Below are 25238 nucleotides of genomic sequence, written 5' to 3'. Positions count from 1 at the left end.
CCTCGTCGCAGCAGAGGCGGGTGCGATTGTGCGGACTCCGCCACCGGATTCGCGCTCAGCCGACGGCGATGCCACGGTCGCCGTCGCGCCGGGTATCGCTGATGAGTTCTTCGCGTTGCTCGATGAGATCGGCGCGCTGTCGCCGATCTCCTGAATGATCGATCAGCCTGTCGATCAACAGGTTTGGGCGTGAACCGCCCGCACCACTCCCGGGTCGGCCCCGGTCTTGGGGTTGTGCGGGTCCGCCGAGCGAAGGGCCTCGAGCGCGGCCTGCGTGTCCTGCGACTGCTCACGTGCCTTGTAGTACTCGCCGAGCGCGACGTCGACTGAGGTTCCGGTGCGCCCGTCGTCGACCAGTTCTGCGCACGGGATCGCGACCCAGACCGACGCTGCGGCAGCCTTTCCCGCTGGCCCGAAGCGGATCTGCGCCACGCAGTCGAGGTCGTGGTTGGGGTAGAGGGCGTCGTCGGCATATGCGCCGTCGGGAACGGGATTGAATCCCTGCGCAGTCAGATCGTCTGAGACGGTCTGGGCTTCGCCGCGCTGAGTCGACGCGTTCAGCACGCGCACCTGGAATGTCGACAGCGCGGCGGGTGCGACCTTCAGCATGTCGTCACGACTGACGACGGTCAGTTTCGGTGTCTTCGCCGACGCGGCCGCGGGGGCATTGGCGACCGGGGGTGCCGCCACCGATGAACTGGCCGGTGTGGGCTGGTTGCAACTCGTGGGCGTTGCGTCGGCTGTCGATTTGGAAAGCGCGACAGCCCATGCGATCACACCTACGACGAGCAGAATGACCGCGACGATGATGGCGGGCCGCGCACGCCGACGTCGATAGGGGCGTCCCTTGTCATCGGTGGGATAACCGACCGTAATCCTCGAGACCACCGTTGAACCCTGCTCCTTCTCGCATCCACGCATACCTGCGCCTGCCGACGCCGGGAGCCCAGCGAGCAGGACGAGGTTCACTGTAGAGGGTTCGTGCGCGGGTGTGGGTCAAGCACCGTGCGTGCGAGTCGGTCCCTGTGTGATGAGTCCCGGTTCACTCCGTGTGTCCGTCTGAGCCGACCGACGCTCGGGAATGAATCGGCGTACGCGTGATGTTGACCGCAGACAAGCGATGCACTACAGTTCGGGCGCCCCGTCCTAGACAGGGACGGACCAGCCTACGGAATATGTGATGCACATCACATAAATCTGTTTGGTTGGGGGTAACGAATTGCAGGCGCCACGAGTTGTTGTGACGTCGGTGAAATCCAACCCCCCCGACAGGCATCGTGCTCAATGGTCGACCGGCCACAAGCCAGTCCTCCACGGCTCCAACTCCAACCAAGTAAGGCACACAATGGCTACTGATTACGACGCGCCACGGCGTACGGAGACCGAAGACCTGAATGAGGATTCGCTCGAAGAGTTGAAGGCTCGTCGCAGCGAAGCCCAGTCGTCTGCGGTTGATGTCGATGAGACCGACACGGCCGAGTCATTCGAGCTGCCCGGCGCTGATCTCTCCGGAGAAGAGCTCTCCGTCCGTGTGATCCCCAAGCAGGCCGACGAATTCACCTGCAGCAGCTGCTTCCTCGTATACCACCGCAGCCGATTGGCTCGGGAGAATGGCAGCTCGCTCATCTGCGTCGACTGCGCCTGAGCGGCGCGCAGCGTGCCGGTATCCGGCACCGCTGCGCCGCTTGCGTCTGCTCGTGAGTCTCGGACTACCGCGGACCCCAGCTCTGGTCGCCTCAGCTCTGGTCGCGGTCCGAGTGCTCAGGACTCACCGCGTGCGTCGTGCTGGCATCGGGTACACCCAGTGCGGCGAGCACCTTGTCGGGATGGCGCGTTGACACCAGCCAGTAGGGCGTCGGGTCATCGGGATCGTCCAACACCAACAACACCATCGTCTTGATCCACGCGTGGTGCATGAGGAACGCAGCCGGATCGAGCTGCCGACCGAGCGCCGCGCTCTTGGCCGACGCAGGGATACTCGCCCCGCGCGCGATGACAGAATTCGGCAATTGCGCCTTGCCCGCATGCAAGACTCCGTCTGCGCTGACCCTGATCTGGGTACGGCCCATCGACCACAGCAGGAATGCACACAGCAGCCCGACGGCGATGTATCCGACGAAACTCCACGACGAGCGATGCGCCGAGAGCTCTATCTCGTATCCGGCGACCGCGGTCACCACTGCCGCGGCAGGCCACCACCACAGGGGCACACGCAGCCGTTCGCTGTAGCGGTCTGCTGCCGGATCAGTCGGTCCTGGCGACTGGGCCCCGGTCTCCTCGGGGCGTTCGGATGAACTCACAAAGCTCAGCGTAGTCTGCGTTCGTGACCGTAGAATCCACCCCTGGCGCCGCACCGATCGGTCAGATCCCGGTGAAGCGACTCGATCCCGACATTCCACTGCCGACTCGGGCTCATGCCGGCGATGCGGGTGTCGACCTCTGTTCCACCATCGATGTCGAACTGCCGCCAGGCCGTCGACAGCTCGTCGGAACGGGGATCGCCGTCGCGCTGCCATTCGGAACGGTCGGGCTGATCCATCCACGGTCGGGACTCGCCGCACGCGCCGGATTGTCGATCGTCAACGCGCCCGGAACCATCGACGCCGGGTACCGCGGGGAGATCAAGGTGTGTCTGATCAACCTCGATCCGTCGGAGACGATCAGCATCGTGCGCGGGGATCGCATCGCGCAGTTGCTGATCCAGCGGATCGAACTGGTCGACTTCACCGAGGTCGACGAGCTCGACGAGACAGCTCGCGGCGAGGGCGGCTACGGATCGAGCGGCGGACACGCCATACTGACGGATGGGGGATCCGTCGATCCGGGCACCGTCGACCCGGCCAACGGCTCGGATACCGCAGGCGACAACGCGAACGAGGAGAACCCCACGTGATGGCACGAGACCCCGAGTCGGCGTCGGACACTGCCGACCAGCCGCTGCTCATCGGGCAGGCGCGCGGACCCTACGACATCACCGAACTCGACACCCCGGCAGAGGATCTCGAGAAATCGCACCTCGACCTCGGCGCCGTGCTGGTGCCCGTTGTCGAAGGCGGCCAGGTGACCGTCGAGATGACCGCCGACCATCAACCAGAGGCCGTCTACCTGGTGACTCCCTACGGTCGGATCACCGTCGCTGCTTTCGCGGCGCCGAAGTCGCCGGGACTGTGGCGCGAGGTGGTAGGTGAACTCGTCGACTCACTGAAGAACGACGGAGCGACCACGAGCATCGAAGACGGTCATTGGGGCCGCGAAATCGTCGCAGAGGTTCCGGGCGGCAGTCATCGTTTCATCGGCGTCGACGGCCCGCGCTGGATGGTTCGGCTGGTGGCGAGCGGACCGAACGACACCGCGTCCGAACTGTCCCAGCTGTCCCGTGCCGTGCTCGCGGAGTCGGTGGTGCGTCGAGGCACCGAGCCCGCCCCTCCCCGCGAGATGCTGCCGCTTGTGCTGCCGCCGGTGTTGGCCGAGCAGGTCGCCGCAGCACAACAGCAGATGTTCGAGGGCGCGTCGGCCGAGGGTGGCGATGTCCCGCCCGGCGTCGTCGTACCCGACGGAGCCGTTGCAGGCTCGGGTGACGATCCGACTGCACAGCAAACGAGTGGCACGGACACGGGTGTTGCCACCGCCGACGCCGAGTTCACGGCCGGTGGGGATGTCGACTCATCCGACGATCAGCCCCGCTCGGCGGGCTCGGCCATGCAGCGTTTTCGACGACGCCGCTGACCTCCCTCTCATAGGTGCCGGGCAGGCTCCGACTCCTGCGCCGCACTCAGGCGCAGCCAGGCGCGCGCGCACGACGTCCCGAGCACCGAGGGGTCGATGCCCCACTGGGTCAATTCGACGTCGACGACCTCCGCGCGCGGTGCAGCGGCCGACCAGTCCTCGGCGATTGCGCGGGGATGTAGCGGATCGTCGACCGCAGCGGTAATCGCAAGTGGCACAGTGAGTTCGGAGATGTCGTCCGGGGTCGGTGCCACGCACTCCGCCGCAGCGCGCAGTTGTGCGACGAGGTCGCGGGACTGCGCGCGCCACGACCGACTCAGCTCGACGCCGAGCCACTCGGGACTCGTCGAGACCATCGTCGCGATCTTTGCGTCGAGTCCGTCGCGTTCGATGGAGTCGGCGGTCAGGCGGGCGCTCGCCGCGGCAAGCGATCCCGACGGTTCGCCGCTCCACGGCGGTAGCGCAGCCAGGACGCCGGCACAGCTTCCGGTGTGTGCGGATTGTTGGTCCAGCGCCCACCGCAGTGCGGTCACCGAGCCGATGGACACCCCGCCGACCAGCACAACCGCATGCTCGCGCGCCGCGGCGTCGAGTGCGCGGATGAATCCGGGGATGAGGTCGGCGGTCGGTTTCACAGCGATGAGCTCGACGTCGAGAAGTCGTGCAGCCGCCCCGAATGCTCGTCGAACGTAGTCGTCGTCCGAACCTGTGCCGGGCATGGCGATCAAGGCGGTCGGTGCTGGTGGGTGCGCGGTGTCAGCCGAGGGCATGAACCGATGATGCCGTGCGTTGTAACCGGTGAGCGCGGGGGTCTAGGCTGACCGAGTGCGGCTCGGTTGGTTCAGCCCGATAAGCCGCGCCCGAAACACTGATCGTGCCCACATCGCTATTTGGAGGTTGTGATGCCCACAGCCGGTTATCTCAAGCGACTGACCAGGCGGCTCACCGAAGATCTCGGAGAAGCCGACGCGGAGAAGATCGCGGCGGAGTCGGCGGCCACCGGCGCCCAGCGCGCGGTGGAGTGTTCGCGCGGTGACGAGGTCACGATGCATGGCGAGTTGCGCGCGGTCGAGACCTGTTCACGCACCGCGAAGAGTGGGGTCAAGGCGGAGTTCTTCGACGGAAGCGACGTCGTCTTTCTGAAATGGATGGGCCGTAACCGCATCCCGGGTATCGAGCCGGGGCGGAAGATCACCGTGAGTGGGCGTCTCGGCGAACACAATGGCACCAAGGTGATCTACAACCCCGATTACGAATTGCATGGCGACGGAGAAGACTGACAGTCCCGACGCCGCGTCGGATATCGACGCAGCCCAGGTGGGCGAACGGCCGACGCCGACGGTTCTCGAGCAGCTCGGCGGAGTATCCGGCCTGATCTCGTCGACGATCCCGGTCATTGTATTCGTGGCCGTCAACGCCGCATTCGGCCTGACGGCGGCGATCATCGCGGCGCTCGCTACGGCGGTATCGGTCGCGGCCGTCCGTCTGTTCCGTCACGACGGACTCGCACCGGCGATCTCCGGCTTTCTCGGCGTGGCGATCTGCACGTTCATCGCCCATCGCGTCGGCGACGCGAAAGGGTACTTTCTGTTCGGCATCTGGACATCGCTGGTGTACGCGGGTGTCCTGGTCGCTTCGATCCTGCTTCGATGGCCGCTGATCGGCGTGGCCTGGAATTACGTCAACGGCACCGGAACGCAGTGGCGTCACGACCGCGGGACTTTGATCGCCTATGACGTCGCCACGGCATTCTGGGCACTCGTGTTCGTGGGACGCTATCTCGCACAATCGTCGCTCTACGACAGCGGCGACACCGGTTGGCTGGCCGTCGCTCGGATCGGGATGGGCTGGCCGCTCACCGCGCTCGCAGTCGTGGTGACCATGGTGCTCGTCCGACGCGCGTCGCGCGCCGGCGGGGCCTCAGCTGCCGTGGATCGCCGCGTGTAGCGCCGGTTCCACCTCGACCGCGGCGACAAAGACGAGTTCGTCGCCACCCTCGAGCGGATCGTCGCGCTCGGGCACGATCACGCGGCCGCCACGGATGATGGCCACCAGCGCGGCGTCGCGCGGCAGATCGATCTTGCGGACCGGCTTGCCCGCCAGCGGGGTGTCGGGCGGCAGCGTGAGTTCGACGAGGTTTGCCTGACCCTGACGAAATGTCATGAGCCGCACCAGATCACCGACCGACACCGCCTCTTCGACCAGCGAGGCCAGTAGCCGAGGTGTCGACACCGCGACGTCGACGCCCCAGTCCTCCCCGAACAGCCACTCATTGCGCGGATCGTTTACGCGGGCGACGACCCTGCTCACCGCGAACTCGGTCTTCGCCAGCAGGCTGACCACGAGATTGGCCTTGTCGTCGCCGGTGGCGGCGATCATCACGTCGTAGGATTGCAACCCGGCTCGTTCGAGGTTGGCCAGCTCGCAGGCATCCGCGAGCAGCCAGTTCGCTCCGTGGACGGCCTCGACGTCGATGTGGCTCGCGAGGCGTTCGAACAGCGTGACCTCGTGGCCTGCCGCGATGAGTTCACGGGCGATCGAACGACCGACTGCGCCTGCACCGGCGATGGCGACTTTCATCTCTCTCCTCTAATCGGCATGGGCCAGCGGCGCTGCGACGAGTGCGCGCACACCGGCGAGATCGTCGAGGCGGACCGATGCGAACACGATGTCGTCTTGTTGCAGAACGGTTTTGGCTTCGGGGAGGATCGGTTTGCCGTGGCGGTTCAGAAAAGACAGGCGGGCCCCGGAGAGCTCTTGGAACTTCACCGACGTGATGCCGATCCACGACTCGTGGATGTCGAGCTGGGCGATCGCGATGGTTCCCGACGGATCGCGCCACTCCGTTGTCGTCGACGTCTCGCCGAGAGCCGAGACGAAACGCTCGGTCGTCCACGGCACCGTTGCGACGGTGGGAATCCCGAGTCGCTCATAGACCTGGGCTCGCTTCGCGTCGTAGATTCTGGCGACGACGCGAGGGACGTCGAAGGTCTCGCGCGCGACGCGCGCGGCGATGATGTTGGAGTTGTCGCCCGAGGACACCGCGGCGAACGAGTCGGCTCGGTCGATCCCGGCGCGGGCGAGTACGTCGCGATCGAACCCGACCCCGACGATCTGCTCGCCGGTGAAGTCGTCGGACAGTCGTGTGAACGCGGCCGGATCGCGGTCGATGATGGCCACCTGGTGACCGCGCTTCTGCATGGCCATCGCCAGGGACGATCCCACTCGTCCGCACCCCATGATGACTACCCGCACATCGATCCTCTCGTGGGTTCACTGCTAGTCGGGCGCGGTGGAGCGTCGACGCAGGCGGTTGCCGCCGATTGTCCGCGCGACTTGAACCTACCCGCCCGATGACCCCGGCGACATCGGGCCGTGCGAACTGGCCCACACGCGGAGTTCACAGCCGCTTGATAGACCTCGCCGGGGCCGTAGTGGCCCAACACGAGCGCTAGGTCTTAGTGTTGCGTGGTGTCCACCGTGTCAAAGGCGTCTGTTGCGACGAAACGACTGCTGCTCGGCAGGCCGTTCCGTAGTGACAAATTGGGCCACACGCTGCTGCCCAAGCGGATCGCGCTGCCCGTGTTCGCCTCTGACGCTATGTCGTCTGTCGCCTACGCGCCGCAGGAGATCTTCCTGGTCCTCTCGGTTGCAGGTCTCAGCGCCATGACCCTGGCGCCCTGGATCGCGATCGCTGTCGCTGTCGTGATGGCGGTGGTCGTCGCGAGCTACCGACAGAACGTCCACGCCTATCCGTCCGGGGGCGGCGACTACGAGGTGGCAACCGTCAATCTCGGATCGACGGCGGGTCTGGTCGTCGGCAGCGCGCTGCTCGTCGACTACGTGCTGACCGTCGCGGTTTCGATCTCGTCGGCCGCGGAGAACATCGGTTCCGCCATCCCGTTCGTGCACGAGCATCGGGTGTGGTTCTGTGTGGCGGCGATCGTCGTGCTCGCAGCCGTCAACCTGCGCGGCATCAAGGAATCCGGCTCGGTGCTGGCCATTCCCACCTACGCGTTCATCATCGGGGTCATCGCGATGCTCCTGTGGGGCGCGACCGAGATCTTCGTCCTCGGACGTGACGTCCGCGCCGAGACCGCCGACTTCGGTATTCGCGCGGAGAACACGCATCTCGCCGGTGTGGCTTTCATCTTCCTCATCGCGCGAGCGTTTTCGTCGGGTTCGGCGGCACTGACCGGTGTCGAGGCGATCAGCAACGGCGTGCCCGCATTCCAGAAACCGAAGTCGCGCAACGCAGCCACGACGCTGCTCATGCTGGGAACGATCGCGATCGTGCTGCTGCTCGGGATCGTCTGGCTCGCCGAGCGGGTCGGCGCCAAGTACGTCTCCGACCCGGCGCGCGACCTGATCGGCGCGCCACCCGGCTTTCAGCAGGAGGCGCTCATCGCGCAGCTCGCGCAGGCCGTCTTCGAGAGTTTCCCGGCGGGCTTCTACTTCGTGGCCGTCGCCACGGCCCTCATCCTGCTGCTCGCGGCCAACACCGCGTTCAACGGATTCCCGGTACTCGGTTCGGTTCTTGCGCAGGACCGGTTCCTGCCCCGACAGTTGCACACTCGTGGTGATCGCCTCGCCTTCAGCAACGGCATCATCTTCCTTGCCGTCGCGGCGATCGCATTCGTCGTCGCATTCGGCGGTGAGGTCACCGCACTCATCCAGCTCTACATCGTCGGCGTGTTCGTCTCGTTCACGCTGAGCCAGGCGGGCATGGTGCGTCACTGGACGCGTCTGTTGCGACACGAGACCGATCCGCGTGCCAGGCGTCGAATGAAGCAGTCCAGGGTCATCAACTCGGTTGGCCTGGTGATGACGGCGACGGTCCTGGTGGTGGTGCTCATCACCAAGTTCACCGCGGGTGCATGGATCGCCATCCTCGCGATGGTGATCCTGTTCGTGCTGATGAAGCTGATCCACCACCACTACGCATCGGTCCAACGCGAACTCGAGCGTGTCGAAGCAGAGGAAGACCAGGTTCTCCCGAGCCGCACACACTCGATCGTCCTGGTCTCCACGCTGCACATGGCGACCAAGCGCGCGTTGCTCTACGCCCGCGCCACGCGGCCGGACGTCCTCGAGGCCATCACGGTCAACGTCGACGACCGCGACAGGCGAATACTGGTGTCGCAGTGGGAGGAAAGCGACATCAAGGTGCCGCTCAAGGTGATTGCGTCGCCATACCGGGAGATCACGAGCCCGGTGATCGAGTACGTGCGTCGGGTGCGCCGCGAGCATCCGCGCGACGTGATCACCGTCTTCATCCCCGAATACGTCGTCGGTCACTGGTGGGAGCAGATTCTGCACAACCAGTCGGCACTGCGCCTCAAGACGCGCCTGCTGTTCGAGCCGGGCGTCATGGTCACGTCGGTGCCCTGGCAGCTCACGTCGTCGGACCGACGCCGCGACGACCTCGAGTACAACGCCCCAGGTGACACCCGACGAGCGCTGGGTGGCCAGTGAGCTCCACGCCGCAACGACCCGTGACCGCACCTGTCGTCACCGTGCGGGTTGATCGCCCGGCCAACGGGGGAGATGCCGTCGGGCGACTTGATGACGGACGTGTGGTGTTCGTGCGCGGCGCCATTCCCGGGGAGACGGTCACGGCGCGCGTCGTCGACACCCGAGCGGAGTCGTTCTGGCGCGCGGAGGCGATAGAGATCCTCGACCCCTCGCCGCATCGCGTCGAGACGATCTGCCCGGCGGCTGCTCACGGCGCAGGCTGCTGCGACCTCGCCTTCATCGAACCGGGCCACGCGCGGACGTTGAAGGCTCAGGCGCTCGAGGACGTGCTCGTGCGGGTCGGTCATTTCACCGCCGATCGCGTCCACGCCTGGTGCGCCGCCGACGCCGACCCCGATGCGCCACCCTCGATCGGCATCCGCTCATTGTCCGACGACGCCACCGGCTGGCGTGTGCGGACGCGCCTCGCGGTGGACGACGCAGGCCGAAGCGGACAGCACCGCTTCCACAGCGGCGACCTCGTCGTCGGTGTCGACTGTGTACAGCCGGTCGCAGGTCTGCTCGACGGGCTCGACGACCGCCGCTTCACGCCCGGTGCGGAGTTGGCGATCGTCGCCGACGACGTCGGCCGCAGGCACATCACCGAACTCGCGCCGGCAGTGGCGCCGCGGCGACATTCTCGTCGCGATCGTGGCAGGAGCGCCGCGCAGCGTCGTCGACGTAGTGTCGAATCACGCAGGGCCACAACGGTACTCGAAGGCGACGCCGCCGCCCGCCACCGCGTGGGCGAGCGGGAGTGGTCGATTCCGGTGACCGGCTTCTGGCAGGCACACCGAATGGCACCGACCGTCTACGCGCAGACCGTCGCCGAGTTCGTCGCTTCGACCGACGTCTCGCCACCCGCGACCTGTTGGGATCTCTACGGCGGAGCCGGTGTGTTCGCGGGCGCCCTCGTCGACACTCTCGACCTCCGTGAGGTCCACATCGTCGACTCCGACGCCGCCGCACTGGCCGCGGCTGATGCGGTGTTCGACGAGGAGGACTCGTCGGTGACCACTCATCATGGCGAGGTCGCCGATGTGATCGAGTCGTTGCCGTCACCGGACGTCGTCGTCCTCGACCCGCCGCGAACCGGCGCAGGCACCCGCGTGATCGACAGGATCGTCGCCGCGTCGCCCGAGATCGTCGTGCACGTCGGCTGCGACGCCGCGCGGTTCGCACGTGACCTCGCGCTGTTCACCGAACGCGGATACGCGGTCACCAGGATGCGGGCATTCGACGCCTTCCCGCTGACGCACCACGTCGAGGCGATCGCAGTGCTGATGCCGATCGCGGCCGCCGGTGTGTGACCAGCTCGCGGTTGTGGTGACCCAGGGCACTGCCGCGAGGTCCGTAGACTGTTCGACACGACCGCGACAAGCCCGCGCGGCCGGTGTGCGTAGTAGGAGGACTCGATGAGTGTGCTCGAGCGGATCTCTTCCCCGGCCGATCTCAAGGCGTTGTCGCCGGATGAGGTCGTGGTACTCGCCGGTGAGATCCGTGAATTCCTCATCGAGAAAGTGTCGGCCACAGGTGGCCACCTCGGCCCCAACCTGGGGGTCGTCGAGCTGACGCTCGCGCTCCACCGCGTCTTCGATTCGCCTGTCGACCCCGTGATCTTCGACACCGGCCACCAGTCGTACGTGCACAAGATCGTCACCGGACGGGCCGCGGGCTTCGACGAGTTGCGTCAACGCGACGGACTCACCGGATACCAGGATCGCGCCGAGAGCGAGCACGACTGGGTCGAGTCCTCGCACGCATCAGCAGCGTTGAGTTACGCCGACGGACTGGCGAAGTCGTTCGCTCTGACCGGTCAGGACCGCACGGTCGTCGCGATCGTCGGCGACGGCGCGCTCACCGGCGGAATGTGTTGGGAGGCGATCAACAACATCGCCGATTCCGACCGCTCGGTCGTGATTGTCGTCAACGACAACGGGCGCTCCTACGCACCGACCATCGGCGGCGTCGCGGCGCACCTGTCGGGTCTGAGACTCCAGCCCGGATACGAACGCTTCCTCGACGAGAGCCGTCGTGTGATGCAGATGTTGCCCGTTGTGGGCGGACCCGCGTACGCGGTGCTGCATGGCATGAAAAGCGGGATCAAAGACCTCCTCGCGCCCCAGCAGATGTTCACCGACCTCGGTCTCAAGTACCTCGGGCCGGTCGACGGCCACGATGTCGAAGCGCTCGAGGCGGCGTTCGCGCGGGCCCGATCCTTCGGCGGTCCGGTCATCGTGCACGCCGTCACCCGCAAGGGCAACGGCTACATCCACGCCGAGAATCATGTGGCGGATCAGATGCACTCGACCGGTGTGATCGATCCCAAGACCGGCCGTGCGAAGTCGGTGTCGGCGCAGGACTGGACGTCGGTGTTCTCCGCGGCACTCCTCGAAGCGGGTGCGACGCGTCCCGACGTGGTCGCGATCACCGCTGCGATGCCCGGCCCGACCGGGCTCGCACCGTTCGGCGAGAAGTATCCCGATCGGATGTTCGACGTAGGCATCGCCGAACAGCACGCGCTCACCTCGGCGGCGGGTCTCGCGCTGGGCGGCATGCACCCCGTGGTCGCGATCTACTCGACATTCCTCAACCGCGCATTCGACCAGCTCCTCATGGACGTCGCGTTGCTGCGTCAGCCGGTCACCCTCGTCCTCGACCGTGCCGGGATCACCGGGCCGGACGGCCCCAGTCACCATGGCATGTGGGATCTGTCGCTGATGGCGATGGTTCCCGGTTTGCGCGTTGCCGCACCGCGCGACGCCGTCCGCCTTCGCGAAGAATTCGACGAAGCGCTTGCCGTCGACGACGGCCCGACCGCACTGCGCTTCTCAAAGGGCGCTGTACCCGAAGACATTCGCGCGGTGGAGCGTCTCGACGACGGCGTCGACATCCTGCGTCGGTCGTCACCTGGCGTCGGAAAAGCGTCGGGCGACGTACTCATCGTCGCCGTCGGCGCGTTCTGTGGTCTCGCCGTCGACACCGCGGACCGGCTGGCCAAGCAGGGCATCGACGCGACGGTCGTCGATCCGCGGTGGGTGCTGCCCGTCGCCGAGTCGATCGTCGACCTCGCGCGCCGACATCGGCTGGTGGTGACGCTCGAGGACAGCGGTGTGAGCGGGGGAGTGGGAGCTGCCGTCAGCGCCGCCCTCTCCGACGCGGAAGTGCCTGTGCCCGTGCAACTTCGCGGGATTCCGCAGCGTTTCATCGAACATGCGTCGCGTGGCGAGATTCTGGCCGAGCTCGGTCTGACGGCTCAGGATCTCGCGCGGTCGATCACGGCCACGGTGTCGGGGATGGAGACGGTGCCAGAGCTCGAGCACGCCGACGAGGCGATCGACGTGGCGCGTGATGGTGCCGGCGCCGACACGCCGGAGGGCGACCGGGGCTGACGCTCGAGGTCAGCTCGTCGAATCCGGCTCGGCCGCAGGCGCTTCCGCAGCGGCATTGAGTCCGTCTGCAAGAGCGACGTCAGTCAGTTCGCGCTGCCACGGCCGCGCACCGCCCGCCGCGAGATATGCGTCGACGGCGGGGGGTGTCGCGGGCAGATCTACTCCGTCCCAAGCGAGTTGGCGTACCAGGTCGGGCGCGAGCAGATTCTCGACGGGCACGGTGTTGTTCTCGGCGATCTCTTTGACGATCGGACGGATCTGCGCGATGCGCTTCGCGGCGTCGGGGTTGCGCTGCTCCCACCTGCTGATCGGCGGGAGTCCTACTGTCGGACCGCGTTTCGACGGCAGTTGGGATTCGGGGAGGCTGCGTGCACGATCGATCGCGCTGAGCCAGGTGCCGGCCTGACGTCGTTGCCGTGGGCCGCCGAAGACGGGAAGTCGGGTCAGCTCCGCCTGCGATGTAGGCATGGCGTTGGCCGCGGTGACGATGGCCGAATCCGGCAGAATCCGGCCGGGCGCGACATCGCGTCGCTGGGCGAGTTCTTCACGCGCAGCCCAGAGCTCGCGGACCGCAGCCAACGATCGGCTGTTCTTCACCGTGTGCACGTTGGCGGTCCTGCGCCATTTGTCGACGCGTGGGGCAGGAGCCGGCCGGTCGAGAACGTATCGGAACTCCTGGCGCGCCCATTCGTCCTTACCCTGCTCTAGCAGCGCCTGTTGCACGGCGTCGCGCAATTCGACGAGCACCTCGACGTCGAGCGCTGCGTAGTTGAGCCAGTCGTCGGGGAGCGGTCGCCGCGACCAGTCAGCGGCCCCGTGGCCCTTCTGCAGGCCGAGTTCGAGATAGGTGGCGACCATCGCCGCGAGATTGACCTTGGGTTCTCCGAGCAGCCGTCCGGCCAGTTCGGTGTCGAAGACCGTCTCGCAGCGGAAACCGAGTTCGCGTAGGCAGGGCAGATCCTGATCGGCGGCGTGCAACACCCACTCCGGGCCGTCGAGCGCCTCGATCACCGGGGCCAGGGCCTCTGGCTCGCTGATCGGGTCGAGCAGAAACGAGCCGGAGCCGGTGCGACGCAACTGAACGAGGTACGCACGCTGCGAGTATCGATATCCCGAGGCGCGTTCGGTGTCGACGGCGATGGGGCCGGTTCCGGCGGCAAGGCATTCGGCGGCATAGGCGAAGTCCGCCGCGCGGGACAGCACCGGTGGAACACCGTCGGCTGGTGCGAGTAGTGGTTCGACGGACGGTTCGGCGACGACCTCGTTGCCGGGGTCGGCGGGCCGCTCGTCGGATGTACTCATGCCGATGGACTCACACCGAGCCGAGTTCGGTGACCCCGACCGGGGGGAGGCCCGCAGCCGACGACAGGACGTCGCAGAACGCCTCGAGATGGCCACCGAGGCCGTCGGAGGTCGGTGCGGTCCACGAGGCTCGCAGTTCGAGTTGATGCGCCCTGGGTGGTCCGGCGATGTCTCCGTAGCGCACCGACGTCGTCGACGTGACAGTTCCGCCGAGCGCGGTGACGACGATCGGTTCGCCGGTCCGCGACGTCCGCGAGCCGTCGCTCGACGTCGAACCCACCTCGGCGCCCAGCGCGTCGGACAGCCAACTCCACGCCACCTCGGGCAGGAGAGGATCCATTGCCAGCGCGGCCTCGACCTCGGCCTGAATGTAGGCGACGAGGCGCATGGTGCCGTTCCAGGCGTCCTGGCCTGCCGGGTCGTAGAGCAGGACCAGTCGGCCGAATGCACTTCCCGACGAGTCGACCGGCACGTCGTCGTTGATATCGGGTACGCGGACTTCGGCGCCCACGGCATAGCTGTACGGGGCGAGTCGCTGCGGGGGACGGATCGGCCCGACCTCGATGTCGCGCCGAATCTGGGCGGTGTGCAGCGACTCGACCGCGGTGCGGAAGTCAGCAGGCTCCGTCGGAGCTCCGGAGGAGGTCACATCTCGACGGTAGAGTGAGGTAGGCGTGGCCGACGGGAGGCGCGCCGGGCAGGTAGGTCCTCGGTCGTCGGCGTGTCGAGGCAGGCGGGGGAACTCGGCGAGCAAGGCCGACCTGGTCGGCCTGGGTCTGTGCCCCACATGGCAGAGTGATCGGTGATGTCACACCCTGCCCGCACGCGCCGAAATCATGCTCAGATGCCGCTCATCGCTGCCGCGACCGGCGGCGCACCCACACGACGTCCGGTGTGGTTCATGCGGCAGGCAGGTCGCTCCCTGCCCGAATACCGTGCCATTCGCGCCGATCACGGGATGCTCGAGTCGTGCTTCGACCCGGCGATGGTCTGTGAGATCACGATGCAACCGGTGCGCCGCCACGACGTCGATGCAGCAATCCTCTTCTCCGACATCGTCGTGCCGCTCAAGGCTGCCGGTGTCGAGCTCGACATCGTCGCGGGTACCGGCCCGGTCATCGCGCATCCGGTGCGTACCGTCGACGACGTGGCGCAGCTCCCGGCGCTCGACCCCCAATCGGTGGGCGCGATCGCGCGTGCCATCGGGTTGATCCTCGACGAACTCGACGACGAAACCGCACTCATCGGATTCGCGGGTGCGCCGTTCACCCTCGCCTCGTATCTGATCGAGGGCGGGCCGAGCCGCAACTACACGATCACCAAGTCGATGATGTACTCCAATCCGGGACTCTGGCATGCGTTGATGGGTCGCCTCGCCGACATCACCATCACCTTCCTACGGACCCAGCTCGACGCCGGAGTCGACGCGATCCAGCTCTTCGACTCGTGGGCGGGTGCGCTCTCGGATGCCGACTACCGGACGTTCGTCGCGCCGCACAGTGCGCGCGTGCTGGCCGAGGTCTCCGATTTCGGCGTGCCCCGCATCCACTTCGGTGTCGGAACGGGGGAGTTGCTCGAGTCCATGACCAAGGTCGGGGCCGACGTGATCGGCGTCGACTGGCGCGTGCCGCTCGACGATGCCGCGCGCCGCGTCGGCGGAGGTGTCGCAGTGCAGGGAAACCTCGATCCGACAGTGCTTTTCGCAGGTGGGGCCACGATCGACGAACATGTCCGACGCATCGTCGCCGAGGGCGAGCGTGCCGTCGTGCACGGCGCCGCAGGGCACATCTTCAACCTGGGGCACGGTGTGCTGCCGGGAACCGATCCGGATGTGATCACGCGGACCGTAGAACTGGTCCATTCGATCTGAACGTTCGCGAGGTGAGGACATGACCATCGACGTCGCCGTTGTCGGAGCGGGCATCTCGGGTCTCACCGCGGCGTTCCGGCTGCGGCAGCGACTCGGTCCCGACGCACGTATCGACCTCTACGAAGCAGGGGAGCGGACGGGCGGAATCCTCAAGACGGTCGACGTCGGTGCTGACGGTCGGGGATCAGTGCTCGTTGATGTGGGCGCCGAGGCGTTCATCGTGCGACGACCGGAGGCGCTCGGCTTGGTCACCGAGCTCGGTCTGGCTGATCGGGTGGTGTCACCGACCGGGCGTCGACCCGCACTGTGGGCGTGCGGCCGATTGCACGACATGCCCCGCCCCGCGCTGATGGGGATTCCCGCGACGCCCGACGCGGTGGCCGGTCTGGTCGATCCGGCAGATCTCGAGCGGATGCGTGCCGAACCCGACCGCCCGTTGGAATGGGCTCCCGGTACCGACGTCTCTGTGGGAGATCTTGTCGCCCACCGGTTCGGTCCGTCGGTGGTGTCGCGCAGCGTCGACCCGATGCTCGGCGGCGTGTATTCGAGCCTCGCCGCGGATATCGGTGTGCGCGAAGCACTTCCGGCTCTGGCGGCACAGCTCGATGCGGGTGCGCCGAGTCTGACGGCGGCGGTCGGCGCCTTGCTTGCCAACCCGACCACGACCGGGCCGGTCTTCGGAACGTTGATCGGCGGATATCGCGTCCTCGTCGAGGCGCTGCTCGACGCCGCGCGACCAGACCTCCGCACCTGCGCCGCGGTGACCGACGTCCGACGCAACGGCTCGCGGTGGGCCCTCTTCACGGGCGGTCGGCCGGCCGCTACCGATGCGAGCTACGACGGCGTCGTTCTGTCGACACCGTGCTGGATGACGGGACACATGCTCCGCCGAGAGGCGCCCGACGCCGCGTCGACGTTGCTGGCTGTCGAGCGGGCGCGATCGGTGGTCGTGTCCATCACGCTGGCACCTGACACCGCACTTCCCGACAATTCCGGCGTCCTCGTCGCAACGGGAGAAGATTTGCGCGCCAAGGCTTTCACACTCAGCTCGCGCAAGTGGGCGCATCTCGGCGAACCAGGCGAGTTGCTGTCGGTGCGTGCGTCTTTCGGCCGGTACGGGCAGTCGATTCCCGACGAGGACGTCGAGCCGGGCATCGACGATCGCCTGCGCGACTGGGCGCTGGCCGATCTCGATCGAGTGTGCGCAGCCGCAGGCATCGAGCCGTTGACCGGACGCGTCATCGACACGTTCGTGCAGCGATGGGAGCTACCGCGTTACGCGCCAGGACATCTCGCGGCGATGGCGAGGGTGGAAGCGTCGCTGCCCGCGGGGCTCGCCCTGGCGGGCAATGCGGTGCGTGGCGTCGGGGTACCCGCGTGCATCGGTCAGGCAGGCAGGGCCGTCGAACGCCTGCTCGGCGACCTGGAGCCGTGACTCCGCTGGGCGAGCGGGCGCGAGCCTGGCTCCGCTGGTCGAGCGGGCGCGAGCGCTGGTGAGCTCCCGAGTGGAGACCACCCTGCCCGGTTCGAGGGCGCGCGCCGGTGGCACCATTGATCCCATGAGCCGCCTCGACTACACTGCACTGAACTCGACGATCCGCTACCTGATGTTCTCGGTCTTCGCCGTGCGCCCTGGCGAGCTCGGCGACGAGCGTGACCAGGCCAAGTCCGACGCCACCGACTTCTTCAAGTCGCTGGAGGACGAGGGCGTCGTCGTGCGCGGCGTGTACGACGTGTCGGGACTGCGCGCCGACGCTGACTTCATGATCTGGTGGCACGCCGAGCACATCGAGCAGTTGCAGGCCGCCTACAGCCGATTCCGCCGCGAGACGGTGCTCGGCCAGGCGTGCGATCCGGTGTGGAGCGCAGCGGCGCTGCACCGGCCCGCAGAGTTCAACAAGAGCCACGTGCCCGCTTTCCTCGCCGGTGAAGAGGCAGGAAAGTACATCTGCGTCTATCCGTTCGTGCGCTCCTACGACTGGTATCTGCTCCCCGACGAGGAGCGTCGGACGATCCTCGCGGAACACGGCAAGGCTGCACGTGGTTACAAGGACGTCAGGGCCAACACGGTTGCTTCGTTCGCGCTCGGAGACTACGAGTGGTTGCTCGCCTTCGAGGCTCAGGAGTTGCACCGGATCGTCGACCTGATGCGCGATCTGCGCGCCACCGAGGCTCGCCGTCACGTGCGCGAGGAGATTCCGTTCTTCACGGGACCACGCGTCGAGGTCGTCGACCTCGTCGACGCGCTGCCTTAGTTCACGAACGAGGAGGGCACGTGGTCAAGGTCCTGGCCGTCGACACGTTCGGCACCGTCACCGATTGGCATACGGGTGTGAGTGCTGTTCTGGCCGAACAGTTTCCGACCGTCGGCGCCTCACAGCTCGCGAACGACTGGCGAGACACCTACGCGCCCTCGCTGGAGCTGATCGAATCGGGTGCCAGGCAGTGGACACTGCTCGACGACATCCACCGCGAGTCACTGGACGCATTGCTGCGGGACTCGTACGACATCACGGCGACCCCGGCGCGGCTGGACGCGGCCGTCCACGCCTGGCACGTAATTCCCGAGTGGCCTGACGCGGCGGGCGGAATACGCCGATTGACGTCGAAGTTCATCGTCTCCGCGTTGAGCAACGGACACGTGGCGCTACTCGCCGAGATGGCCAAACACAACGGATTCGACTGGGATTTCCTCGGTGGCGCCGACCTGTGGCGGCATTACAAACCGTCGCCGGAGGTCTACCTCGGGATCGTTCGCCTCATGCAGGTTGAGCCGTCAGACGTCCTGATGGTCGCCACGCACGCGTGGGATCTCGACGCGGCGCGCGCGTGCGGACTGCGCACCGCCTACGTCGAACGTCCGCGGGAGTGGGGTCCGGTGCACAAAGACGAAACCCCGAACTCGCTCGACGACTTCCGCGCCACAGGATTCGACGACCTGGCCGATCAGCTCGGCTGCTGATCGGCGCGACCTGTCAGCTGTCGTCCGGCTCCAACGTCATGCTGATCGAGTTGATGCAGTACCGCAGGTCGGTCGGGGTGTCGTAGCCCTCGCCGGCGAAGACGTGGCCCAGGTGCGAGCCGCAGGTGGCGCACAGAACCTCGGTGCGTCGCATCCCCATCGAGTCGTCGGATCGTTCGATGATCGCGTCGCCCGCCAACGGTGAGAAGAACGACGGCCATCCGCAGTGCGAATCGAATTTCTGGTCGCTGCGGAACAATTCGGCACCGCACGCTCGACACCGGTACACGCCGGTGGTCTTGGTGTCGGTGTACTCGCCGACGAACGGCGCTTCGGTGCCCGCCTGCCGCAGCACGCGGAATTCCTGCGGGGTGAGGCGTTCACGCCACTGCTCGTCGGTGAGGTTCGACAGTTGTTCGGGGCTCTCGGAAGTCGACTTTCCAGAAGTCTCAGATGTCATGACTCAACGGTACGAGTGTCGCATTGGCCGTGCCACTGGCCCGTTATCGAGGCTGGCTGACGGTCCGGTCAGCCGCGGTGTCTGTGGACGACGGTGCCTCGGCGGCCGGAACCTCCGGTTGCCGCTGGAGCGAACCCTCACCCTGTCCCCGCACGTCGAGATAACGGAACAGCAGTGAGCAGAACACGGCAATCATCAACAGCGACCAGCCGTAGGTGACCTTGTTGTATTCCAGCATCCAGCCGAAGGCCGTCCATTCGCGGGAGTAGAACGAGTCGAAAGTCATGCAGCCGTATATCCCGAGCCACGCCGGCCAGTTGCGGATGGTTGAGCCCGGGATCAGGACGGTCATGATCAACGGGAACAGCAGCATCGAGTAGTAGCCCTGCCCGAGCGCGCCCACGAGGAACGTGGTGGTCAGCAGCACACCCGACGAGGTGGTCAGCCATAGCAGTTCATTGGTCGTGCGGTAGTAGCGGTACAGGAACCACAGCGAGAACACGGCCATCAGAACGAACGCGATGCGCAGAACGAGTACCAGCCACGGTGCGACACCGAAGTAGGCGCCGTTGCCCGCGATCGAGCTGTTGTAGTAGTCGCGTGCCTCGCCGAGATAGGGGAGTGTTCGGTCGATGAAGGCTTTCGGGTCCGCCGACAGCGGCCACGCGATGACCATGAGGATCAGCGGGACGGCTATTCCGGTGACCAGGATGCGCCACTGACGGTTGAGCAGCGGGAGCAGCAGGAGGGGGGCGAGCACCGGCTTGACGGCGATGGTCAGCCCGATCGGTACACCGGCCCACCAATCCTGACGCTTCATCATCAGGAGCATGAATGCGGACATGCCAAGCAGCACAAAGGCATTGAAGTTCGTGAAGATCAGAGTGTGGGCCGTCGACTCTGTCATGAAGAAGAAGAACAGGATGGTCGGCAAGACCCACGACTTGAGTGAGTATCCAAAGAGCTTGGTGAGAAGAAGCGCCGAGATCACCAACGCAAGCACACTGACCCCGATGAAGGTCCAGCGTGCGGTCTGCGGATCCAGCACCGAGATCGGTGCCATCAACAGTGTCCCGGATGGCGGATACAGATAATGCGGGTCGACGGTGTTGAGATTCTCGTTGTAGACCGACTGGTTGTTCATGAACCGCAACGCGGCCTGGTAGACGGGCGTGAAGTCGTCGGTCCGGTCGCCGTTGATCGCGAGAATCACCGACCGGTGGATCGCCGTCATGATCGTGAGCGGCCACAGCACCAGCGGGATGATCCGCTGCACCGTCATCTGCGGGTAGAGAATCCTGTCGAGAGAGGCCACCCGCGAACCGTACTACGAGTGGCGTCCGACACGGCGTCGGCCCCGCCGTGCCGGCGTAGGAATCCTGCGACGCGTTTTGCAGGACTCGGTCAGGTCGGACAACCGCGTTCCGACGGCCCGCTCAGCGGTGCCTGCTCGATGTAGTCGGAGACCGCGTCGGCAGCGCAGTCACTGCGGGCGAGCACCGAGTAGCCCAGGCCCTCCCACGTCACGCTGACCGAGTCTGCGCCCGCCTTTGTCAGCACCGTGTTGACGGTCGAGATGCCGTTGCCGCCGTTGATCGAATCGCCGGTGCCGTTGAGCAGCAGCGGTGGGACAGGGTACGAGTTCGGCGGATTGACCGTGGGTGTCGACGCCCAGCCGAGGCACCTACCGAGCGAGAGTGCCGAGTTGTTTCCGGTGAGCGGATTCTGCTTGCTCCAGGTCGTTGCAAGGCCGGGAATCTCGTTCTGGCCGATCGGTCCGGACACGTCGTTGCACGCGGCGACGAGCTGTCCGTCCGACTCACGCAGCGACGCCGCATCGTCGGCGAGTCCGGAGAGGGCACGGGTGTCTCCGCGGTCGGCGGCGGCGATGGCCGATGCCACCGAGTTGATTCCGTCGGGACTGTTGGGCGCGAGTGCGAGTGCCGTGGTGATCGCGGTCAGCGCATCGGTGTCCGACATGCCGCCCAGCTGACCGTCGCGCCCCTTGTCGAGCACGCTCTGCATCGTCTGGGTTCCGTTGGCCCCGAACGCGCACGACGGCAGAGAGGAACAGCGCTGGGCGAAGGTTCGCAGTGCGGCCTGGACTCCGGTCGCTTCGTTGGCGCCGGTGTCACGGGCATTCGCGCCGAAGGGCGTCGGTGTGTCGAGGATGATGCGCCCGGTCCGACCGCCGTACTGGGCGGTGTACGCGATGACCACGTCTGACCCCTCGCCCACGCCGATCAGCCCGAGCCTGTCGACTCCCCACCGCTCACGCAGCGATTCCAGATCGGACGCCGCGTAGGAGATGCCGAAATGCAGTTGGTTAGGAGAAAGTGTTTCGGTGCAGCCGTCCGAGGCGGTCGACGCCGCGGCGGACAGCCGTGTGAGCCGCGCAGATGTGTCCGACGACCCACCACCGAGGCCGTTGTTGCGGATCGTCGAGCGTTCGTCGCGCGTCAGGCAGTCGAGTGCGCCGCTGCGTTCGATCCCGCGCCTGTCGACTGCGACCACCGGATTGCTCGTGAGGAGTTTCTTGCCCGCGCCGCCCGCGAGGAGCAGCAGTGTGCGTGACGAAGGAAGGTCGGAGCCCGAGGTCAGCACCAGAGGCGCAGCGTCGGCGGGGGTATCGGCCACCCGGGCCCGGGTCAACGCGACGTCGACGGTGTCTCCGGGGCGATCGGGGTCGATGGGGGAGGGCAGAGTGGCGCACTCGATGGTCACGCCGCTCGGCGCCGTCGTCGAGTAGTCCCGTGCGACCCGGCTACCGCACTCGCGCCAGTCGAGTTCGTTGCGCGGCTTCTGCAGTGCGGGGATCTGTGGTGCGGCACTCGATGACGCCGGAGACTGGTTGCCGCCGCCGTCGCCCGCGGGTACGAGTCCTGGTCCGGTGTCGGGGCCGACTGCGCACGACGACACGACGAGCGCCGCGACGAGAGCGCAGGTGGCGCCGATGACGACGGTCCAGGGGTGACGGGGTCGCCGGGGTTGTCCGTGTCGGCCTCGCGCAGATCGCATGTGGGCGAGCGTAGTCAACGGCTCCACCGGCTGAAGACATAGCCGTCGGTGTCGGTGAGGAGGTGCACGGGGCGCAGACGGTGCAGTGCCGCGTCGTCGTTGTCGCTGTGGGCGATACGCGTCGCGTCGCCGGACAGCAGGTTCGGACTGATCGTGAGGCAGAGCTCGTCGACGAGATCGGCGTCGACGAAGGAGCCGAGCAGGCTCGGGCCGCCCTCGCACAGGATTCGTGGGGACCCGCTGGCGGCGAGGTAGTTCGTGACGACGTGGGGATCGAGCGAGTCATCGCCGCAATCGACGAGCGTGGCGCCGGCGTCGACGAGACGGGCCCGCCGGGCGGGGTCGGCTCCGGCGGTGGTGATGACGACAGTGCCGGGATCGCGCAGTGGAGCGAAGTCGGGGTCGATCGTCAGCGACCGCGTCGTCAGGGCCAGGCGTGGTGCGGGCGGCTGACCCGCCGCCGACCTGCGGTCGGTGAACGCGGTGTCGGGTTCAGGCTGACCGTATCCCTCGGCCGTCGCGGTTCGCGCGCCGACGAGTACGACGTCGCACAGACCGCGGAGAACCCGAAAGATCGCCTTGTCTCCTGCACCCCCCAGGCCGCCCGACTTGTTCTGGAACGCCGACGCGCCGTCGAGCGTCGACACCATGTTGACGCGCAGCCACGAGCCCTCCAGATCGGACGGATAGGCGTACAGATCGGCCAGACCGTCGAGGTCGTTGTCCGGTGAGAATGTGACCTGGGTCGCTTTCTGCAGGTAGAGCATCCCGTCCTTCCGACAGCTATCGCTAGGCTCCGGTTATGGTGGCCAGTCTTGTCGACCGCAATCCGGTCGTGTCTCCCGACGCTCTCATCGATGAGATGGTGCCTCCACCGACCTTTGACGAGGTCAGCTTCGACTCCTACATCCCTGACCCGAACGAGCCTACGCAGTCGCAGGCCGTCGACGCCGCACGCGACTTCGTGACGCGCGCACGCAAGGTCCGCGGTGGCAAACGGGGATTGTTCTCCCGCAACAAGCAACAGCAGGGCGTCGGGCTCTACCTCGACGGTGGGTTCGGCGTCGGCAAGACGCACCTGTTGGCATCGATCTACCACGCCATGCCCGAACCCAAGTCGTTCGCGACGTTCGTCGAGGTGACGCATCTCGTCGGCGCGCTCGGATTCATGCAGGCCGTCGAGCGGCTCTCCGATCACTCGGTGTTGTGCATCGATGAGTTCGAGCTCGACGATCCCGGCGACACCATGCTGATCTCGCGACTGCTCGCCGAACTCACCGAGCAAGGTGTGTCGATCGCCGCGACGTCGAACACACTTCCCGGGCAACTCGGTGAGGGGCGTTTCGCGGCACAGGACTTCCTCCGGGAGATCCGCAAGCTCGCATCCGTCTTCGATACCATCCGCGTCGACGGACCCGACTACCGCCACCGCGATCTGCCGCCTGCCCCCGATCCGCGCAGCGACGCCGACCTCGTTTCGCTCGTAGAGTCGACGCCCGGCGCGACCCTCGACGATTTCGACGCCCTCTGTGAGCACCTGAGTACGCTGCATCCGTCGAAGTACAAGGCGTTGGTCGACGGCGTCTCCCTTGTCGGCATCCGTAACGTGCATCCGGCCAAGGACCAATCGGTGGCATTGCGCCTCGTCGTTCTCGCCGACCGGCTCTACGACGCCGACATTCCGGTGACCGTGTCGGGAGGGAAGCTCGACGAGATCTTCACCGACGAGATGCTTGCCGGCGGGTACCGCAAGAAGTATCTCCGTGCGACGTCACGACTCCTCGCGCTGTCTCGGTCGTCGGAATCAGCCATCGGCTAGCACCGTCTGGTGGGCCACCTTTTTCGGTGTTCGAGTGTTCACTGAAAGTCGGCCGTGCTTTACTTACTCCTCAGTAGTGTAGACGTGTCGGGGGACGGGAATCTGCGCTCATGGGCGGGATGCGTCGGCGTCTCGTTTGACTCGACCCTGGGGGTATTTGTGCGGATAGTGATGACGGCGGCTGTTGCGTTGGTCGCGGCACTCTTTGTGGGAGTGGCGATTTCGGCGCCAGCGTCTGCGGCCCCGGCCGTCGCCACCGATGCGTCGCGCATCGAGGCGGTACGGATGGCGACCGCGACGCGTGCGCAGGTGACGACATACTCCGCGGCCATGGGGCGACGGATCACGGTCAGCGTGCTGTTGCCGCGCGATCGCTCGAAGCCGCGTCCGACCCTGTACCTCCTCGACGGAATCGACGGCGGTGTCTACACGAACTACACCGAGAGCGGCTGGACCTACCAGACCGACATCGAGAAGTTCATGGCCGACAAGCAGGTCTACGTGGTGCTTCCGATCGGAGGGACGGGCTCGTACTACACCGACTGGCGGTCGAACGACCCCGTGCTCAAGAACAACCAGTGGGAGACGTTTCTGACCAAAGAACTCCCGCCGCTTATCGAGAAGCGGTTCGACACCAACGGCGTGAAAGCAATCGGTGGGCTGTCGATGGGCGCGCTCGGCGCGATGTCGATCGCGGTCCGAAATCCCGAAATGTATTCGGGCGTTGCAGCATTCAGCGGATGTCTCGATCAGGGGACACCGGATTTCCGTCGCGCGACTGCGGCGACCGTCCAAACGCGCGGCGGCAACCCGGACAACATGTGGGGACCGATCACCAGCCCGCTCTGGGCCGCACACGACCCTGCAGAACACATCGCCTCGCTACGCGGGAAGCCGATCTACGTCTCAGTCGGCAACGGACTGCCTGATCTCTCGCTAGGCGTGGCGGGCATTGCTTCGCCAGTGGGTGGCGCACTCGAGAGTGCCGCCCTGCAGTGCACGAAGGCCTTCAAACAGAAGGCCGATAGGGCGGGCGTGAAGATCACCTACAACTTCCGTCAGGGTCTGCACTCATGGGGCTACTGGAACCAGGATCTGCACCGCGCATGGCCGACGATCGCGAAGGCGCTCGACGTTCCGGTGCGCTGAGCGCGCCGTCGGGCGGCCTGGGCCGT

At 66.4% G+C, this 25238-nt stretch carries 24 protein-coding genes and 1 pseudogene; 14 read left to right on the top strand and 11 right to left on the bottom strand.

Translation table 11 applies throughout. The annotated features are described in order from the left end of the window. Positions 1-174 precede the first annotated feature (174 nt). The gene (cei, locus tag B3T59_RS06320) at positions 175-888 is read right to left on the bottom strand and encodes an envelope integrity protein Cei (protein ID WP_064863007.1); all 714 of its coding nucleotides are present in this window, start codon (positions 886-888) and stop codon (positions 175-177) included. A 457-nt stretch (positions 889-1345) separates the two neighbouring features. Between cei and B3T59_RS06315 the strand changes: the two genes are divergently transcribed. Next, positions 1346-1645, top strand: a complete 300-nt coding sequence (locus tag B3T59_RS06315; RefSeq protein WP_005173015.1) for a DUF4193 domain-containing protein — start codon at positions 1346-1348, stop codon at positions 1643-1645. A gap of 91 nt (positions 1646-1736) precedes the next feature. On the opposite strand, the gene B3T59_RS06310 is transcribed toward B3T59_RS06315, so the two are convergent. Continuing rightward, a complete protein-coding gene (locus B3T59_RS06310) occupies positions 1737-2300 on the bottom strand; it encodes a DUF3093 domain-containing protein (protein ID WP_287001764.1) in 564 nt (187 codons plus the stop codon). 23 nt (positions 2301-2323) lie between these two features. On the opposite strand from B3T59_RS06310, the pseudogene dut reads away from it, so the two are divergent. Together dut and B3T59_RS06300 are read left to right on the top strand one after the other, a co-directional pair. Then, positions 2324-2800, top strand: a pseudogene (dut, locus tag B3T59_RS06305) (dUTP diphosphatase); the annotation flags it as partial. Between the two features lie 92 nt (positions 2801-2892). Next, the gene (locus B3T59_RS06300; RefSeq protein WP_287001763.1) at positions 2893-3726 is read left to right on the top strand and encodes a DUF3710 domain-containing protein; all 834 of its coding nucleotides are present in this window, start codon (positions 2893-2895) and stop codon (positions 3724-3726) included. 8 nt (positions 3727-3734) lie between these two features. On the opposite strand, the gene B3T59_RS06295 is transcribed toward B3T59_RS06300, so the two are convergent. Then, positions 3735-4496, bottom strand: a complete 762-nt coding sequence (locus tag B3T59_RS06295) for an alpha/beta hydrolase (protein WP_287001762.1) — start codon at positions 4494-4496, stop codon at positions 3735-3737. Positions 4497-4628: 132 nt separating this feature from the next. On the opposite strand from B3T59_RS06295, the gene B3T59_RS06290 reads away from it, so the two are divergent. Further along, positions 4629-5006, top strand: a complete 378-nt coding sequence (locus tag B3T59_RS06290) for an OB-fold nucleic acid binding domain-containing protein (RefSeq protein WP_005201887.1) — start codon at positions 4629-4631, stop codon at positions 5004-5006. Further along, positions 4987-5673, top strand: a complete 687-nt coding sequence (locus B3T59_RS06285) for a DUF3159 domain-containing protein (protein WP_287001761.1) — start codon at positions 4987-4989, stop codon at positions 5671-5673. The genes B3T59_RS06290 and B3T59_RS06285 overlap by 20 nt, the downstream gene beginning before the upstream one ends. Here the strand turns inward: B3T59_RS06285 and B3T59_RS06280 are convergent. After that, on the bottom strand, positions 5647-6306 hold the full coding sequence (locus B3T59_RS06280) for a potassium channel family protein (RefSeq protein WP_064868520.1): 660 nt from the start codon (positions 6304-6306) through the stop codon (positions 5647-5649). The genes B3T59_RS06285 and B3T59_RS06280 overlap by 27 nt on opposite strands. A 9-nt stretch (positions 6307-6315) precedes the next feature. Beyond that, the gene (locus B3T59_RS06275; RefSeq protein WP_197500851.1) at positions 6316-6981 is read right to left on the bottom strand and encodes a potassium channel family protein; all 666 of its coding nucleotides are present in this window, start codon (positions 6979-6981) and stop codon (positions 6316-6318) included. A gap of 216 nt (positions 6982-7197) precedes the next feature. Between B3T59_RS06275 and B3T59_RS06270 the strand changes: the two genes are divergently transcribed. The 3 genes from B3T59_RS06270 (at position 7198) to dxs (ending at position 12632) form a co-directional block, all read left to right on the top strand. Then, entirely contained in the window at positions 7198-9201 is a 2004-nt protein-coding gene (locus B3T59_RS06270; RefSeq protein ID WP_287001760.1) for an APC family permease, read from the top strand. A gap of 20 nt (positions 9202-9221) precedes the next feature. After that, positions 9222-10550 carry a class I SAM-dependent RNA methyltransferase gene (locus B3T59_RS06265; RefSeq protein ID WP_287001759.1) on the top strand — a complete coding sequence of 443 codons (1329 nt, stop codon included), beginning with the start codon at positions 9222-9224 and terminating at the stop codon, positions 10548-10550. A gap of 105 nt (positions 10551-10655) precedes the next feature. Beyond that, positions 10656-12632, top strand: a complete 1977-nt coding sequence (gene dxs, locus B3T59_RS06260; protein WP_287001758.1) for a 1-deoxy-D-xylulose-5-phosphate synthase — start codon at positions 10656-10658, stop codon at positions 12630-12632. A gap of 9 nt (positions 12633-12641) precedes the next feature. Here dxs and B3T59_RS06255 read toward each other — a convergent pair whose 3' ends face one another. Beyond that, positions 12642-13934, bottom strand: coding sequence for a ribonuclease D (locus B3T59_RS06255; RefSeq protein WP_287001757.1), 1293 nt, complete (start codon positions 13932-13934; stop codon positions 12642-12644). Between the two features lie 10 nt (positions 13935-13944). After that, positions 13945-14583, bottom strand: a complete 639-nt coding sequence (locus B3T59_RS06250; protein WP_287001756.1) for a DUF3000 domain-containing protein — start codon at positions 14581-14583, stop codon at positions 13945-13947. 195 nt (positions 14584-14778) lie between these two features. On the opposite strand from B3T59_RS06250, the gene hemE reads away from it, so the two are divergent. The 4 genes from hemE to B3T59_RS06230 all read left to right on the top strand — a co-directional run bounded on the left by hemE (position 14779) and on the right by B3T59_RS06230 (position 18766). Next, entirely contained in the window at positions 14779-15804 is a 1026-nt protein-coding gene (hemE, locus tag B3T59_RS06245; protein WP_251721190.1) for a uroporphyrinogen decarboxylase, read from the top strand. Between the two features lie 19 nt (positions 15805-15823). Next, positions 15824-17239 (top strand): protoporphyrinogen oxidase, encoded by a 1416-nt coding sequence (gene hemG, locus B3T59_RS06240; RefSeq protein WP_287001755.1) that lies wholly within the window; start codon positions 15824-15826, stop codon positions 17237-17239. 124 nt (positions 17240-17363) lie between these two features. Next, a complete protein-coding gene (hemQ, locus tag B3T59_RS06235) occupies positions 17364-18059 on the top strand; it encodes a hydrogen peroxide-dependent heme synthase (RefSeq protein WP_064863009.1) in 696 nt (231 codons plus the stop codon). A gap of 20 nt (positions 18060-18079) precedes the next feature. Beyond that, the gene (locus B3T59_RS06230) at positions 18080-18766 is read left to right on the top strand and encodes a haloacid dehalogenase type II (protein WP_251721194.1); all 687 of its coding nucleotides are present in this window, start codon (positions 18080-18082) and stop codon (positions 18764-18766) included. Between the two features lie 13 nt (positions 18767-18779). On the opposite strand, the gene msrB is transcribed toward B3T59_RS06230, so the two are convergent. From msrB to B3T59_RS06210, 4 genes are all read right to left on the bottom strand, one after another. After that, positions 18780-19226, bottom strand: a complete 447-nt coding sequence (msrB, locus tag B3T59_RS06225; protein WP_251721196.1) for a peptide-methionine (R)-S-oxide reductase MsrB — start codon at positions 19224-19226, stop codon at positions 18780-18782. A 43-nt stretch (positions 19227-19269) separates the two neighbouring features. Continuing rightward, positions 19270-20541 (bottom strand): glycosyltransferase family 87 protein, encoded by a 1272-nt coding sequence (locus tag B3T59_RS06220; protein WP_064862989.1) that lies wholly within the window; start codon positions 20539-20541, stop codon positions 19270-19272. Between the two features lie 89 nt (positions 20542-20630). Beyond that, positions 20631-22244 (bottom strand): alpha/beta hydrolase, encoded by a 1614-nt coding sequence (locus B3T59_RS06215; protein WP_231895056.1) that lies wholly within the window; start codon positions 22242-22244, stop codon positions 20631-20633. Between the two features lie 14 nt (positions 22245-22258). Next, on the bottom strand, positions 22259-23011 hold the full coding sequence (locus tag B3T59_RS06210) for a pyrimidine reductase family protein (RefSeq protein ID WP_064862990.1): 753 nt from the start codon (positions 23009-23011) through the stop codon (positions 22259-22261). Between the two features lie 35 nt (positions 23012-23046). Here B3T59_RS06210 and zapE point away from each other — a divergent pair, with 35 nt between their 5' ends. After that, positions 23047-24063, top strand: a complete 1017-nt coding sequence (gene zapE, locus B3T59_RS06205; RefSeq protein ID WP_064862991.1) for a cell division protein ZapE — start codon at positions 23047-23049, stop codon at positions 24061-24063. Between the two features lie 171 nt (positions 24064-24234). After that, positions 24235-25212 (top strand): alpha/beta hydrolase, encoded by a 978-nt coding sequence (locus B3T59_RS06200; protein WP_251721198.1) that lies wholly within the window; start codon positions 24235-24237, stop codon positions 25210-25212. The last annotated feature ends 26 nt before the right edge of the window (positions 25213-25238 follow it).

Origin of the sequence: Gordonia sp. UBA7860, assembly GCF_002500165.1 — a bacterium.
Classification (GTDB): domain Bacteria; phylum Actinomycetota; class Actinomycetes; order Mycobacteriales; family Mycobacteriaceae; genus Gordonia; species Gordonia sputi.
Note: the sequence above shows the minus strand (reverse complement) of the source record. Positions and strands in the feature narration are given on the sequence as shown.

Excerpts from the sequence above, each read along its gene's own strand:
- B3T59_RS06315 (WP_005173015.1), top strand. The coding sequence starts at position 1,346 with ATGGCTACTGATTACGACGCGCCACGGCGTACGGAGACCGAAGACCTG.
- B3T59_RS06300 (WP_287001763.1), top strand. The coding sequence starts at position 2,893 with ATGGCACGAGACCCCGAGTCGGCGTCGGACACTGCCGACCAGCCGCTG.
- B3T59_RS06295 (WP_287001762.1), bottom strand. The coding sequence starts at position 4,496 with ATGCCCTCGGCTGACACCGCGCACCCACCAGCACCGACCGCCTTGATC.
- B3T59_RS06290 (WP_005201887.1), top strand. The coding sequence starts at position 4,629 with ATGCCCACAGCCGGTTATCTCAAGCGACTGACCAGGCGGCTCACCGAA.
- B3T59_RS06285 (WP_287001761.1), top strand. The coding sequence starts at position 4,987 with ATGGCGACGGAGAAGACTGACAGTCCCGACGCCGCGTCGGATATCGAC.
- B3T59_RS06280 (WP_064868520.1), bottom strand. The coding sequence starts at position 6,306 with ATGAAAGTCGCCATCGCCGGTGCAGGCGCAGTCGGTCGTTCGATCGCC.
- dxs (WP_287001758.1), top strand. The coding sequence starts at position 10,656 with ATGAGTGTGCTCGAGCGGATCTCTTCCCCGGCCGATCTCAAGGCGTTG.
- B3T59_RS06255 (WP_287001757.1), bottom strand. The coding sequence starts at position 13,934 with ATGAGTACATCCGACGAGCGGCCCGCCGACCCCGGCAACGAGGTCGTC.
- hemE (WP_251721190.1), top strand. The coding sequence starts at position 14,779 with ATGCCGCTCATCGCTGCCGCGACCGGCGGCGCACCCACACGACGTCCG.
- hemG (WP_287001755.1), top strand. The coding sequence starts at position 15,824 with ATGACCATCGACGTCGCCGTTGTCGGAGCGGGCATCTCGGGTCTCACC.
- hemQ (WP_064863009.1), top strand. The coding sequence starts at position 17,364 with ATGAGCCGCCTCGACTACACTGCACTGAACTCGACGATCCGCTACCTG.
- msrB (WP_251721196.1), bottom strand. The coding sequence starts at position 19,226 with ATGACATCTGAGACTTCTGGAAAGTCGACTTCCGAGAGCCCCGAACAA.
- B3T59_RS06215 (WP_231895056.1), bottom strand. The coding sequence starts at position 22,244 with ATGCGATCTGCGCGAGGCCGACACGGACAACCCCGGCGACCCCGTCAC.
- B3T59_RS06210 (WP_064862990.1), bottom strand. The coding sequence starts at position 23,011 with ATGCTCTACCTGCAGAAAGCGACCCAGGTCACATTCTCACCGGACAAC.
- zapE (WP_064862991.1), top strand. The coding sequence starts at position 23,047 with ATGGTGGCCAGTCTTGTCGACCGCAATCCGGTCGTGTCTCCCGACGCT.
- B3T59_RS06200 (WP_251721198.1), top strand. The coding sequence starts at position 24,235 with ATGACGGCGGCTGTTGCGTTGGTCGCGGCACTCTTTGTGGGAGTGGCG.